We start from the raw sequence: 14,318 nt of genomic DNA on the forward strand, positions 1-14,318 counted from the left end.
ACTTACTTCCCAATAAACGGCTCGATAAGTGTGATAAAGGCAAAACCAAAAATAGCCCCCCCAATAAAGCAACCTAAGGTAACCATAGCAACTTGTTTTGGGTTATCAGTCAGTGCGGTTTGCGTGCTTTGCTTTACCAATTTGCCAGCTTTAAAAAACGAACATTCAAGCTTGCCTGTTAGCATATTTTGCATCTTAAATTCGACTGCATACGCATTATCTTGGTAGTTAAAGTCGTGACGACTTTTAAAGCCGAAGCTGCGCTTTTCACTAACCAATTCATCGTTTACATATATTTCTTCTTTGCCGCTCATAATGTGACCAAAGCATGCGATTTGGTTATCACCATCTTGAAAGTAAAGTTTATAACCTAGTTTATGTGAGTTTAGTACGTCGTTTTTCATCATCGTTTCCTTGTTAAGTTGATGATGTAAATTTAATGATTATTTTTGTTTTTTACGCCGTCAGCGATACGCCAGTCCCTATTTTGGCATATGACAGCCAAGATGTCATATTGGTTTTGTTATTGAAATATAAGCGAATTATTTTAAGTGGTTCGATTGATGTTGTATCGGTCACTGTCGTATTGGCTTGCACTAAAATAACCGTTTGATAACAAAAAAGTAGCGATGACACTCTGGTTATTAGATATAACCAGAACAAATAAACAACGGGTTAGTACATCTTGCTACAAATCCGTTAAACTTAGGGCATAGCAGTTAGGTACAACCAGAAAGGCAAAAATATGCGTCATGAAATTTGGCAACAGCTTCGCGAAGAAGCAAACGAAGTCGTTACTCGCGAACCATTATTAGCAAGTCATGTTTACTCGTGTGTGTTAAATCATGAGTGTTTGGGGTCGGCGCTGAGTTTTATTGTTGCTAATAAGCTGGCAGATGCCGTCGTGTCAGCATTTACTATTCGTGAATTATTTGACCAAGCCTTTGTAAAATGTGACTTAATGCTAACGCATGTGGCCCATGACATAAAAGCTGTTAAAGATCGTGACCCCGCAGCCGATAGTTATTTAACTGTGATACTTAACTTAAAGGGCTTCCATGCAATACAAGCACACCGACTCGCACATTGTTTATGGCTGCAAAACAGAAAAGAGCTTGCTCGCTTTATTCAAAGTAGAACCTCAGAAGTATTTGGCGTTGATATCCATCCTGCTTGTAAAGTCGGTCATGGTATTATGTTTGACCATGCAACTGGGATTGTAATTGGTGAAACCGCGGTTATCGAAGATAACGTATCGATTCTACAGTCTGTGACATTAGGCGGTACGGGTAATGAGCAAGGCGATCGCCATCCTAAAATTCGCGCAGGCGTTTTAATTGGCGCGGGTGCAAAAGTACTTGGTAATATAGAAGTCGGTGAGGGTGCGCGTATTGGCGCAAACTCTGTGGTATTGAGTCCTGTTCCTGCCCATACAACGGTGGTTGGGGTGCCAGCTAAAGTAGTCGGTAAACCAAACTGCCCATGCCCCGCAGAAAGCATGAATCAAAACTTTTTAGATGATAGTGCAGCCACCCCTAGCAATGAATCGCATACGAGTGCTATGTTGTAATTTCAATTACATTGTTATTTAAAGGGCAACGGAAGTGTCTAAATTATCTTTAGGGTTAGTCGTTGCAGCGTCTTTTTTATGTGGCGCTGCTGCGATGTCGTTCTATCAATCTTTTTCTGCTACAACAACGTCTGACATTGAGCCAGCAGCGCCGAGTGTTGCTGGTTATGAACCGCATGAAACTTCATCTGTGAGCATTAAAAAACCTGAAACCATGAGCGCTCAAAATGAGCCACTCAACAAGGCGCCTATAGAATCCGCTACGGCAACTGAGCTTGTGCAACAAATTGAAGAGTTACAGCAGCAAGTGGCAAATCAGCAAACAATTATAGCCAGTTACAAAGCGGCGGTTGTCTCACCGCAACAGATTAATTCGCGTACCGAGGCATTGTACAGTTTATTAGAAGAGCAGGCGCGTGATGAAGCATGGGCGTATCAAACAGAAACGGCCATGGCAGACTTTCTTATCATGGCCGATTTACCTGTACAGCCAGATATGACTGTTGCCAACTGTAAAACCTCCGTCTGTGAATTTAAATTGCAACAGCCTGAAGGGGTTGATTCACTTCCTGCACATTATTGGCGAAATATCAGCGATAAGTTGATGGAGCAAGGCTGGTGGAAGCAGTTTAAATACTCTTCTTCCACATCAAGCGACGATACTCTGAGCATCATTGTTAGTACTGAACAGTAAATAACGCACAGCTAGATCACGTTTGATTTTAATTGGCCGTCCGCTAGTTCAGTTATCAATAATTCCCCTGATTTGATATCAGCCACTGACTTCACAACGTGACCGTGCTCATTTTTAGTGATGCTGTAGCCACGTGCTAGCACGCTTAGCGGACTCACCGAGTCTAAACGGCTTGCTTGCAGTGAAAGGGTGTTACGAGAGATTGAGAGCTGTTGTTGCATAGCTTGCGTTAAACGGCCATGTAATTGCACTAATTGATGTTCGCTTCTGGCCAGCTGCTTTTCAGGTGAACGCTGCATTAAACGCGGTGTTAAGTTTGCAAGAACGCGCTCATAATGCTGAATTTTACCGTTAATAGCGCTGTGCAATGCGAGGGTTAACTCATCTAATTTTTGAGTTTGCTGGTTTAACTGGTTACGCGGATGACACAGCTGCAAACGATGTTCAAACTGTGTTGCAGTGCTGCGTTTAACAGACAGTGTATGTTTAAATGCATGGTGTAAATGCTTCACTAACTGACTGACTTTATTGTGTAGCTCCTGCGTGTTAGGGCTAACAAGCTCGGCAGCGGCAGAAGGTGTAGCGGCACGTATATCGGCTACATAATCACTGATTGTGGTGTCGACCTCATGCCCAACTGCGCTGACAATAGGTAATTCACTGGCAAATATAGCGCGGGCGAGTTGTTCATTGTTAAAGCACCATAGATCTTCTAATGAGCCACCGCCACGACCGAGTATTAATACATCAACTTCATGTCGCTGGTTAGCAATATTAATTTTTTCAATAAGTTGGCTGTGGGCATCAGCCCCTTGCACCATGGCAGGGTAAATCACAACTTCAAGCTGCGGTGCGCGACGCTTTAAAACGGTTAAAATATCGCGGATGGCAGCCCCAGTCGCAGAGGTAATGACACCAACGCGGTTTATCGTAGTGGGGAGGGGCTTTTTATGTGCAGAACTAAAAAGGCCTTCAGCGGCAAGGCGCATTTTCAGTGCATCGAATTCTTGTTTTAGTAACCCTTCACCAGCCGGTGCCATATGCTCAACAATGAGTTGATAATCACCGCGCGGTTCGTACAATGAAACCCGAGCACGCACTGTGACTTGCGCGCCATTTGTTGGGCGAAAAGTCTGTCCACGGTTATTGCCTCGCCACATAGCCGCTTTCACTTGAGCTCTGTCGTCTTTTAAAGTGAAATACCAATGGCCTGAAGCCGGGGCAATAAAATTAGAAATCTCGCCCGTTAACACAAGTGATGAAAAGCCTTGCTCTAAAACATGGCGAATTTCCTTATTTAGGCGCGAGACCGTATAAATAGGCTGTGTTGAGTGCGTTAAAGCCATTTAAAACCCCAATAAAATAAACTGCGTCTACTTTATCATAAATAAATGCGGAATTTTATTTACTCATGCGCATAACGCTGATAAAATTTGGCCGCAATTCCTTATACTCAGATCCACATGTGAGAAGTTGCCAAAATGCTTAGAATTGCTAAAGAAGCTCTTACCTTTGACGACGTACTTTTAGTACCAGGTCATTCTACTGTTTTGCCACACACGGCAAATATTTCAACTCGCTTAACGCGTGGTATCAAACTTAACTTGCCGCTAGTTTCAGCATCTATGGATACTGTAACAGAAGCTCGCTTGGCGATTGCGCTAGCGCAAGAAGGCGGTTTAGGTTTTATCCACAAAAACATGACAATCGAAGAGCAAGCTAAAAACGTACGTAAAGTAAAAACGTACGAGGCAGGTATTGTTTCTTTCCCTGTTACTGTGACTGCGGATCTAACAATTGCTGATGCTATCGCGCTTTCAGAAGAAAAAGGTTTTTCAGGTTTCCCTGTAACCGACGCTGACAATAACCTTGTAGGTATTGTTACAAGCCGTGATATGCGTTTTGAAACTAAACTTGAGCAGCCTGTTTCTACAGTGATGACGAAAAAAGAATCGTTAGTGACTGTAAAAGAAGGTGCAGACCGCGATGAAATTTTAGGTCTCATGCACGAGCACCGTATCGAAAAAATTCTTGTAGTTGATGATGCATTTAAACTGAAAGGCATGATCACTGTAAAAGATTATCAAAAAGCACAAGACAAACCTCACGCATGTAAAGACGAACAAGGTCGTTTACGTGTAGGCGCTGCTGTAGGTGTTGGCCCAGGTACTGATGAGCGTATCGCTGCCCTTGTTGAAGCGGGTGTTGACGTATTACTTATCGATACTTCACATGGTCACTCACAAGGTGTTATCGACCGTGTTGCACAAACTCGTCAAACATACCCAGATTTACAAATCGTAGCGGGTAACGTTGCGACAGCTGAAGGTGCAATTGCCCTTGCTGATGCAGGTGTTGATGCCGTTAAAGTGGGCATTGGCCCAGGCTCTATCTGTACTACACGTATCGTTACAGGATGTGGTGTACCACAAATCACCGCTATTTCAGATGCAGTTGAAGGCTTAAAAGGCCGTGACATTCCTGTTATTGCTGACGGTGGTATTCGTTTCTCTGGCGATATCGTAAAAGCACTGGTTGCGGGTGCATCATGTGTCATGGTGGGTTCAATGCTCGCGGGTACAGAAGAAGCACCAGGTGAAGTTGAGCTATATCAAGGCCGTTACTACAAGTCATACCGTGGTATGGGTAGCCTTGGTGCGATGAACCAAAAAGAAGGTTCATCAGACCGTTACTTCCAGAAATCGAACGAAGCAGACAAGCTTGTTCCTGAAGGTATCGAAGGCCGTGTTGCTTATAAAGGACCTATTGCGACAATCATTCACCAACAAGTGGGTGGTCTTCGCAGTGCAATGGGCTTAACTGGCTGTGCGACAATTGAAGAGTTAAATACTAAACCTCAGTTTGTCCGTGTAACGTCGGCTGGTATGGGTGAATCACATGTTCACGATGTGCAAATCACCAAAGAAGCGCCAAACTACCGTTTAGGTTAATAACCGTAACGTATTGAAATTACATGGGCTAGCATATGCTAGCCCTTATTTATTTTTCATCTCCCCTGTGGGAGAGCAGTTCCTGACTAACGAGATACTCCATGAGCAAAGACATTCACGATTCACGAATTCTCATTTTAGATTTTGGTTCGCAATACACGCAATTAATCGCACGTCGTATACGTGAAATTGGTGTTTACTGTGAGCTGTGGGCTTGGGATGTAACAGAAGAGCAAATCCGCGAGTTTAACCCACAAGGTATTATCTTGTCGGGTGGCCCTGAGTCAACAACGCTTGATAACAGCCCACGTGCTCCAGAGTATGTATTTAATGCAGGCGTGCCTGTACTTGGTATTTGTTACGGCATGCAAACAATGGCAATGCAACTTGGCGGAAGTGTACACAGCTCAGATAAGAAAGAGTTTGGTTATGCGCAAGTTGAAAAAGTAGGCAACTGTGCGTTATTCGATGCTATTGAAGATCACATTACAGATGGCGGCGCAGGCGTACTTGATGTATGGATGAGCCACGGCGATAAAGTAATGGAAGTACCTGATACTTTCAAAACGACTGCTAAAACATCAACGTGTCCACATGCTGCTATGTCATGGGAAGAAAAGCGTTTTTACGGCGTACAATTCCACCCAGAAGTGACACATACTCACCAAGGTCTTCGTCTTCTTGAGCGTTTTGCGATTGATATCTGTGGCTGTGAAAAGCTTTGGACACCTGCAAAAATCATCGACGATGCGATTGAGCGAATTAAAGAAACAGTCGGTGACGATGAAGTTATCTTAGGTCTTTCAGGTGGTGTTGATTCATCGGTTGTTGCGATGCTTATTCACCGTGCGATTGGCGACAAGCTGACTTGTGTATTTGTTGATAACGGTTTACTTCGTTTAAACGAAGGCCAACAAGTCATGGATATGTTTGGTAACAAGTTTGGCCTAAACATCATCAAAGTAGATGCTGAAGATCAATTCCTTGCAGATCTTGCCGGTAAATCAGACCCAGAAGACAAGCGTAAAGCAATTGGTCATACATTTATCAAAGTATTTGATTCAGAAGCGAAGAAACTGAAGAATGCACGTTGGTTAGGTCAAGGTACTATCTACCCAGACGTGATCGAATCTGCTGCATCAGCAACAGGTAAAGCACACGTAATCAAGTCTCACCACAACGTAGGTGGTTTACCAGACGACATGGAAATGGGTCTTGTTGAGCCTTTACGTGAGCTATTCAAAGACGAAGTACGTAAAATCGGTCTTGAGTTAGGTTTACCGTACGACATGCTTTACCGTCACCCATTCCCAGGGCCAGGTTTAGGTGTACGTGTACTGGGCGAAATCAAGAAAGAATACTGTGATTTACTTCGCCGTGCAGACGCTATCTTTATCGAAGAGCTACACAAAGCTGAGCTTTACCACAAAGTAAGCCAAGCGTTTACGGTATTCCTACCTGTTAAATCAGTCGGTGTAATGGGTGATGCGCGTAAGTATGATTGGGTTGTATCACTGCGTTGTGTAGAAACAATCGACTTTATGACAGCACGTTGGTCACACTTACCTTATGAGTTCTTGGGGGTGGTGTCTAACCGTATCATTAATGAAATTGATGGTATCTCACGCGTTGTTTACGATATTTCAGGTAAGCCACCTGCAACTATCGAGTGGGAATAATCCTTTTATTTCTGTAACTACCGTATAAAAAACGGCGGATTAGCTTGCTAATTCGCCGTTTTGTTTATTTTGAAAGCAGTTGAACCACAAACTGTGTTTTTTTACTTTACCTTTATAAAAAGCTCTATATAATTCATCGTCATTGCAGGGGCGTAGTTCCAATTGGTAGAACAGCGGTCTCCAAAACCGACGGTTGGGAGTTCGAATCTCTCCGCCCCTGCCATTTCTTCCCGCTTTACTTTAATCGCAAATCTCCCTATATTACTTGCTCTTAATCATGATTGAGTTGTTATGAATCCAAGTTACGCTGCGATATTTTCTGTACAATCTTTAGAGTTAAACCAACACTATCGAACAGTGCCTGATGTTCAAGTAGAACATGCGCCAATGTCTGAGCAAACGCCGCTTACACTCTCGTTACAGTTTCATCATGATCTTGAAAAAGCATGTGCTCCTTTGGTGATTACACACGTTGTCAAAGCGCCAAATATAAGCTGGCAGGATGGCTGTTTAGCCTTACCAAGTGAGAAACTTAACAGTGAGCAAAAAAAACAATTGTGGTCTTTAATTGGTGAACAACTTGATAAGCTTTAAGCCTGTTGATGCAAATTATATAACTCAGCTAATGACAATCGAAAATGCCTGTCACAGTCACCCATGGACCGAAAAAACCATGTTGTCGTGTTTAGCTGGACGTTACTTTAATCTTGCCGCTTTTAAAGGTGATGAGATGCTTGGTTTTTACATTGGTGAGCAAGCTGGGCCTGACTACACGTTAATGGATATTTGTGTGGCGCCAAGTCATCAGGGGCAGGGCATTGCAAAGCAGCTTTTAGATGCTTTTATTCATCATGGTGAGCAACAGCACGCTGAGAATCTATTTTTAGAAGTGCGAGAGTCAAACACGCGTGCCATTGCACTATATGAGCGTGCAGGTTTTTCTCATATGTCGGTGCGAAAAAATTATTATCCGACAGCAACAGGTAACGAAGATGCCATTTTAATGGGCTTAACTTTACGCTTCTAGCGTTTAAGAAGCCTTTTTTAACGCACTGATAAGCATTTCGTAACTTTGTTCTATTTGCTGGGCTTGGTTACTGCGTAGTGCCGTTTCGAGTTGCCCCGCAGTCTCATGGATTTCCTCAAAGCTAAAGCAACCCGCACTGCCTTTTAGACTGTGTGCCAGCGAGCGTAATGCTTCCCACTCTTTAGTTCGGTACAACTGCACGACTTGGTTGAGGTAGTCAGGTAATTTAGAACGGTAGTTGTCGTTAATTTGCTGGAACTTCTCACTCTTGAGTAAATTTTCCCACTTGTTTTGACTGTCTTTTTCAATATTTAAATAACTAACCAGCACTTGCTCAAGGGCATTTTTATCAATCGGTTTTGCAAGTGCTTCATCGCAGCCTGCTTCGAGATAGGTGTCAACATCGGTTTTCATTACATTTGCCGTAAGCGCGATGATTGGGCCATCGTAGGCTGCATGGCGCAGCATTTGCGTCGCCTCTAAACCACCCATAACAGGCATTTGCATGTCCATAATAATGAGTTGGTAGTCATTGACGAGTGCCATTTCAACGGCTTCTGCGCCGTTTTTCGCGATGTCTGGCTCAAGTCCCCAGGTCTGTAATAACAGTTTGATAAGCAATTGGTTATCAGGGTTATCTTCGGCGACCAATATATTTGCATCAAAACTATTTGAGGCAAAAGAAAGCTGTAGATCTTTACTGGGTGACAATTGCTCTAAGTTATGAATAAAGGCGTCATTTTGTTGTTGCTCTGGTTTTAGGTGACACGCAATTTGCACTGTAAAACAGCTGCCTATACCGGGCTCGCTCTTAAGGTAAACATCCCCTCCTAATAGCTGAGCCAAGTTTTTCGAAATACAAAGTCCTAACCCAGTACCGCCAAAGCGGCGAGTTGTTGTGGCATCGGCTTGTTCAAACGGTTTAAACACCCGTTCAACTTCGCGCTCTGACATACCAATACCTGTATCTTGAATCGCAAATTCTAGATATTGTTTTGCACTGTTGTAGCGAATATCAATGGAGATATGCCCTTGTTCGGTAAATTTCACTGCATTACTAGCTATGTTGATTAATATTTGCTTTAAACGGGTCGTATCACTGTTAATACTTTTAGGAATTGGCAGGCTGTAGTTAATTGTAAACTCTAATCGTTTTTCGTTTGCCAGTGGACGAATAATCGAATCAAGATCATGAATTAATTGGACGACTGAGCATGGCCCACACTCTACAGCAAGCTTTTCAGCTTCAATCTTTGATAAGTCGAGAATGTTATTAATGAGCTCAAGCAGGTGTTTTGAGTTTCTTAAAATAGTGCTTAAATGCTGGTCGTCATTCACGGCATCTTTATTGTGAAGTAGCTGTTCGGTAAACCCCATAATGGCAGTAAGAGGCGTGCGAATTTCATGACTCATATTCGCTAAAAAACGACTTTTAAGTTGATTCGCTTGTTCAGCTTGTGCAATGGCTATTTCAAGCTTGCTATTCATTGCTTCAAGTGCTTTTGTACGGCTTTCAACTTTATCTTCTAGGTGGTGTTTATACTCTTTTAACTCATCTTGATAATGACGAATCTGGTTCACCATGTGGTTAAAGTCGTTAAATAATACACCGACTTCATCATTGGTGTGGGCGGGTAAATACACCGATAAGTCACCATCTCCAACGCGATGGCTGGCCGCACCCAATAACTCAACAGGGGTGAGTAGTAAATTGCGTACCACAATATAAATTAAAATGGGTAACGAAATAACCGAGATGATCACAATCAGCGCGGTGATTAAACTAATGGCTTTACCAGATTGGTAAAGTAAATCTTTGGGCGTGGTCGATACATAATAATCGCCATCGGTCATTTGTACCGCATAAATAATACGCTCTTCTTTATCGATACTCGACAGTTCAATGCTAGACAGCTTGCCATAATCGGCCAAGCCTTTAATTTGTTCTAATTCATACTCACTTAAATAGTTGCCCCGTAAATCGTAGTCGGAGCTAAAGAGTATTTGCCCTTTACTGGTCAAAAATAGGTTTAAGGTGTTATTAAAAGGGGCTTCTAAAATACTGGTGTTCAAAATTGATGGCTCAACATGAACAACGATAAAGCCTAACTCTTGGGGTCGTTTTAAGTAATAGTCGATATTGTAAATAGGGTGCACAAAATAAAGACTGGTTGAGCCGTCTTCTTTGGGGATCATAAATTGTTGTTGACGTAAATTAGACTGTAGAACTTGATCAAAAAACGGGTAACTTTTAGGTGCAGGAGTTAATTGGCTCGAATAAAACGCATCACTTTTACCTTGCGAGTCAACATAGTTAATGCTGACAATATCAGGGTACGCTTCTGAGTAACTGGCAAATACATTCATTAACTCGCCGAGGTGTTCTATATACTGATTTTTCGAATTAGGCTCGCGTGCTAAAAAATCGGCAAGTACCGGAGAGGTTGATAAAAGGCGAGTGATGGAATGAAATGAGTCAATATAGTTGAAAATTTTATGCTGTTGCTGCTCAACAAAGCGACTCACAATAAGCTCTGCTTGTTTTTTTGTTGAATTGGTCACATTGGTTAACGTAAAGCCACCTAAAAACAACAAAGGTAAGATCACTAATGGCGTGATATACCATAATAATCGAATACTGAGCTTACTGGTTTTCATGACCTAAATTGATATCCCTCCGTGCAATTTGTCAATAGTATGCGTTACAACTTGATTACACAAGCTTAGCAAAAAAGTGAACAACGAAAATTGCTTATCAAGGGGGAATAATTACTTACAATCGCTGCTTTTTTGGCTAAGACAAACAGGGTATAATGCCCGCAATTCTATTTTATTTTTCAGTGCGCACCGAGGCCTCTCGTTTTTAGAGCCGCTAGGTGTGCTTTGTTATGACTAAAAGCAGCTTACATGTCTAATTTAACTACCGAAATTAATAAACGACGCACCTTTGCGATTATCTCGCACCCGGATGCGGGTAAAACCACCATTACAGAAAAAGTGCTGTTATTCGGACAAGCAATCCAAAAAGCAGGTACCGTAAAAGGTCGTGGCTCAAACCAGCACGCTAAATCTGACTGGATGGAAATGGAAAAAGAACGTGGTATCTCGGTAACTACGTCAGTAATGCAGTTTCCCTATAACCAGCGTTTGGTAAACCTTCTTGATACACCAGGACACGAAGATTTCTCTGAAGATACATACCGTACCTTGACCGCAGTTGACTCGTGTTTAATGGTTATCGATGCGGCAAAAGGTGTTGAGGATCGCACACGTAAATTAATGGAAGTAACGCGCTTACGTACCACGCCAATCGTTACCTTTATGAATAAGTGTGACCGTGATATTCGTGATCCTATGGAGTTATTAGACGAAGTAGAAACCGAACTAAACATTGCATGTGCACCAGTAACATGGCCGATTGGCTGTGGTAAAGAATTCAAAGGTGTTTACCATATTCACCGCGAAGAAACGATTTTATATAGCACCGGCCAAGGCCACACTATTCAGGAAGTTCGTACAATTAAGGGCTTAGATAACCCTGAGCTAGATGCAACCATCGGCAGCGAACTAGCAGAGCAATTACGTGAAGAACTTGAGCTGGTAATTGGTGCATCGCACGAGTTTGACTTAGACCTCTTTTTAGCGGGCGAACTCTCACCTGTTTACTTCGGTACGGCGCTAGGTAACTTTGGTGTTGACCATGTACTTGATGGCTTAACTGAGTGGGCTCCGTCACCATTACCACGCGAAACAGAAGATCGCCAAGTGCTTGCAACAGAAGAAAACTTCACTGGTTTCGTATTCAAAATTCAAGCGAATATGGACCCTAAACACCGTGACCGCATTGCTTTCATGCGTATCGTATCAGGCAAATACAGCCAAGGTATGAAGATGAATCACGTACGTATTGGCAAGCAAGTGAGCATTTCTGATGCGGTAACCTTTATGGCCGGTGACCGCGAACGTGCGCAGGATGCTTATGCGGGCGATATTATTGGTTTACATAACCACGGTACGATTCAAATTGGTGATACTTTTACCCAAGGTGAAAAGTTGAAGTTTAGCGGTATTCCTAACTTCGCGCCTGAATTATTCCGCCGTATTCGTCTAAAAGATCCTCTTAAGCAAAAGCAGTTATTAAAAGGCTTAGTGCAGTTATCAGAAGAAGGGGCGGTGCAAGTATTTAGACCACTTATTAACAACGACCTTATCGTTGGCGCTGTTGGTGTACTACAGTTTGATGTGGTTGTTGCACGCTTAAAAGCAGAATACAACGTAGATGCTATTTATGAAGGGGTCAGTGTTAATACTGCACGCTGGGTAAGTTCAGACGATACTAAAAAGTTTGAAGAGTTTAAACGCAAGTGCGAAAGCAACTTAGCGCTAGATGGGGGGGATAACCTTACTTACATCGCGCCAAGTCGTGTAAACCTAAACTTATCAATGGAACGTTATCCTGATATTAAGTTTAACCATACACGCGAAAACTAAGCTTACACAGGCACATATTTTAAGTGCCCGCATGGCGGGCAATAAAGGTAAAAATTACAATGAATATCCGTACTCTTTTAATTGAAAAAGCCGTTGCAGCCATGGTTGCAGCAGGACTACCCGAAGACACGAACCCCGCGGTAACACAAAGTACACGCCCGCAGTTTGGTGATTACCAAATCAATGGCGCGATGGGAGCGGCTAAAAAGCTAAAATCAAACCCACGCGAACTGGCACAAAAAATTATCGATAACCTAGACCTTGCTGATATCGCAGAAAAAACAGAAATTGCAGGCCCAGGTTTCATCAACATTCACTTAAAGCCTGAATTTTTATCAACAAGCTTAAAAGCAGCGAATGAAGATGAAAAGCTCGCGGTTTCACCGCATGCAACCGCGCAAAAAGTTGTGGTTGATTACTCATCACCCAACCTTGCGAAAGAAATGCACGTTGGCCATTTACGTTCTACGATCATTGGCGATGCTGTTGTTCGTGCGCTTGAGTTCCGTGGTGATGATGTTATTCGTCAAAACCACATGGGAGACTGGGGTACGCAGTTTGGTATGTTGATTGCGCATTTAGAAGACCAAATTAGCCAAGGTGTCGACTTAGACAAAGTGGCTCTGGCAGACTTAGAAACCTTCTACCGCGATGCGAAAAAACGGTTTGATGATGAAGAAGGCTTTGCCGATAAAGCCCGTGACTACGTGGTTAAATTACAAGGTGGCGATGCGCACTGTGAAAAGCTGTGGAAGCTATTCATTGCCACGTCAGTGAAGCACTCTGAAGAAGTGTATAAGCGCTTAAATGTTACGCTTAAACAAGACGATATCATGGCTGAAAGTGCTTACAACAGTGAGCTTGCTAATATCATCGCTTTATTAAAAGACAAGCACATTGCTGTTGAGTCTAATGGCGCACAAGTTGTGTTCCTAGACGAGCTTGCTAATAAAGACGGTGAACCTTCAGTATTTATCGTGCAAAAATCAGGCGGCGGTTTCTTATACGCGACAACTGACTTAGCAGCGTGTGATTACCGCTCAAACAAACTTGGTGCTGACCGTATCTTAATTTTTGTTGATGCGCGTCAAAGCTTACACTTTAACCAAGTTGAGCTAACTGCACGTAAAGCTGGTTTGTTACGTGATGAAACTAGTTACGAGTTTTGCCCATTCGGCACCATGATGGGTGAAGATGGCAAGCCATTCAAAACACGTACGGGTGGCACCGTTAAACTAGCTGACTTACTTGAAGAGTCAATCACGCGTGCAGCAGCAAAGCTTGCAGAGCGTGAGTCTGATCTAAGCGACGAAGAGCGTAGTGAAATTGCCCGTAAAGTAGGGATTGGCGCAGTAAAATATGCGGATCTTTCAAAGCACCGCACCAGCGACTATATCTTCAATTGGGATACGATGTTGAGTTTCGAAGGCGCAACTGCACCTTATCTTCAATATGCGTATACGCGTGTTCGCAGTATTTTCCGCAAGTCAGGTATCGATGCCGCTTCATTAACAGCAGACGTTGCTATCAACGAGCCGCAAGAAAAAGCACTTGCGCTAAAACTTCTCCAATTAGAAGAAGTACTCGACCTGATGATCAGCGAAGCAACACCACACGTACTATGTGGATACCTATACGAACTTGCAAGCCTATACATGACGTTCTACGAAGCGTGCCCAGTACTTAAAGACGGTGTAGAACCAAGTGTACGTGATAGCCGTTTAGTACTGTGTAATTTGGTTGCGAAGACGCTTGAAAAAGGGTTGGATTTGTTAGGTATCGAAGTTATGGAGCAAATGTAATCTGCTTCGTGTAGTTCGCTTTAGCTGCGTTAATGAGTTTATTTAGCCTAAGTCACATACAAAAACGTATGCTCCATGGCATAAATAAGCTCATTGCCTTGCTA

Annotated in this window: 12 protein-coding genes and 1 tRNA gene; 10 read left to right on the forward strand and 3 right to left on the reverse strand. The window is 42.9% G+C overall.

All coding sequences use genetic code 11. The features are described from left to right. Positions 1-2: 2 nt before the first annotated feature. Entirely contained in the window at positions 3-407 is a 405-nt protein-coding gene (locus tag GZH31_RS03710) for a hypothetical protein (protein WP_065978449.1), read from the reverse strand. Between the two features lie 32 nt (positions 408-439). Between GZH31_RS03710 and GZH31_RS03715 the strand changes: the two genes are divergently transcribed. The 3 genes from GZH31_RS03715 (at position 440) to GZH31_RS03725 (ending at position 2,264) form a co-directional block, all read left to right on the forward strand. Continuing rightward, the gene (locus GZH31_RS03715) at positions 440-613 is read left to right on the forward strand and encodes a hypothetical protein (RefSeq protein WP_155950843.1); all 174 of its coding nucleotides are present in this window, start codon (positions 440-442) and stop codon (positions 611-613) included. A gap of 132 nt (positions 614-745) precedes the next feature. Beyond that, positions 746-1,570 carry a serine O-acetyltransferase gene (cysE, locus tag GZH31_RS03720; protein ID WP_036970620.1) on the forward strand — a complete coding sequence of 275 codons (825 nt, stop codon included), beginning with the start codon at positions 746-748 and terminating at the stop codon, positions 1,568-1,570. 34 nt (positions 1,571-1,604) lie between these two features. Beyond that, on the forward strand, positions 1,605-2,264 hold the full coding sequence (locus GZH31_RS03725) for a hypothetical protein (RefSeq protein WP_074989758.1): 660 nt from the start codon (positions 1,605-1,607) through the stop codon (positions 2,262-2,264). An 11-nt stretch (positions 2,265-2,275) separates the two neighbouring features. On the opposite strand, the gene xseA is transcribed toward GZH31_RS03725, so the two are convergent. Next, complete coding sequence (gene xseA / locus GZH31_RS03730) at positions 2,276-3,610, reverse strand: exodeoxyribonuclease VII large subunit (RefSeq protein ID WP_036970617.1); 1,335 nt, start codon at positions 3,608-3,610, stop codon at positions 2,276-2,278. A gap of 135 nt (positions 3,611-3,745) precedes the next feature. Here xseA and guaB point away from each other — a divergent pair, with 135 nt between their 5' ends. The 5 genes from guaB to rimI all read left to right on the forward strand — a co-directional run bounded on the left by guaB (position 3,746) and on the right by rimI (position 7,921). Further along, a complete protein-coding gene (gene guaB / locus GZH31_RS03735) occupies positions 3,746-5,215 on the forward strand; it encodes an IMP dehydrogenase (protein ID WP_036970614.1) in 1,470 nt (489 codons plus the stop codon). Positions 5,216-5,316: 101 nt separating this feature from the next. After that, positions 5,317-6,894 (forward strand): glutamine-hydrolyzing GMP synthase, encoded by a 1,578-nt coding sequence (gene guaA / locus GZH31_RS03740; protein WP_065978447.1) that lies wholly within the window; start codon positions 5,317-5,319, stop codon positions 6,892-6,894. Positions 6,895-7,040: 146 nt separating this feature from the next. Beyond that, positions 7,041-7,117 (forward strand) — tRNA-Trp (locus tag GZH31_RS03745). Between the two features lie 68 nt (positions 7,118-7,185). Beyond that, positions 7,186-7,488 carry a hypothetical protein gene (locus tag GZH31_RS03750; RefSeq protein ID WP_036970608.1) on the forward strand — a complete coding sequence of 101 codons (303 nt, stop codon included), beginning with the start codon at positions 7,186-7,188 and terminating at the stop codon, positions 7,486-7,488. After that, positions 7,475-7,921, forward strand: coding sequence for a ribosomal protein S18-alanine N-acetyltransferase (gene rimI, locus GZH31_RS03755; RefSeq protein ID WP_065978446.1), 447 nt, complete (start codon positions 7,475-7,477; stop codon positions 7,919-7,921). Before GZH31_RS03750 ends, rimI begins: the two co-directional genes overlap by 14 nt. 3 nt (positions 7,922-7,924) lie before the next feature. Here rimI and GZH31_RS03760 read toward each other — a convergent pair whose 3' ends face one another. After that, positions 7,925-10,579 carry a hybrid sensor histidine kinase/response regulator gene (locus GZH31_RS03760; RefSeq protein WP_118844052.1) on the reverse strand — a complete coding sequence of 885 codons (2,655 nt, stop codon included), beginning with the start codon at positions 10,577-10,579 and terminating at the stop codon, positions 7,925-7,927. A gap of 249 nt (positions 10,580-10,828) precedes the next feature. On the opposite strand from GZH31_RS03760, the gene prfC reads away from it, so the two are divergent. Next, positions 10,829-12,412 (forward strand): peptide chain release factor 3, encoded by a 1,584-nt coding sequence (gene prfC / locus GZH31_RS03765; RefSeq protein WP_180311390.1) that lies wholly within the window; start codon positions 10,829-10,831, stop codon positions 12,410-12,412. Between the two features lie 59 nt (positions 12,413-12,471). Further along, entirely contained in the window at positions 12,472-14,214 is a 1,743-nt protein-coding gene (gene argS, locus GZH31_RS03770; protein ID WP_036970597.1) for an arginine--tRNA ligase, read from the forward strand. Positions 14,215-14,318 lie beyond the last annotated feature (104 nt).

It is taken from the genome of Pseudoalteromonas sp. JSTW, assembly GCF_013423925.1.
Lineage (GTDB): Bacteria > Pseudomonadota > Gammaproteobacteria > Enterobacterales > Alteromonadaceae > Pseudoalteromonas > Pseudoalteromonas lipolytica.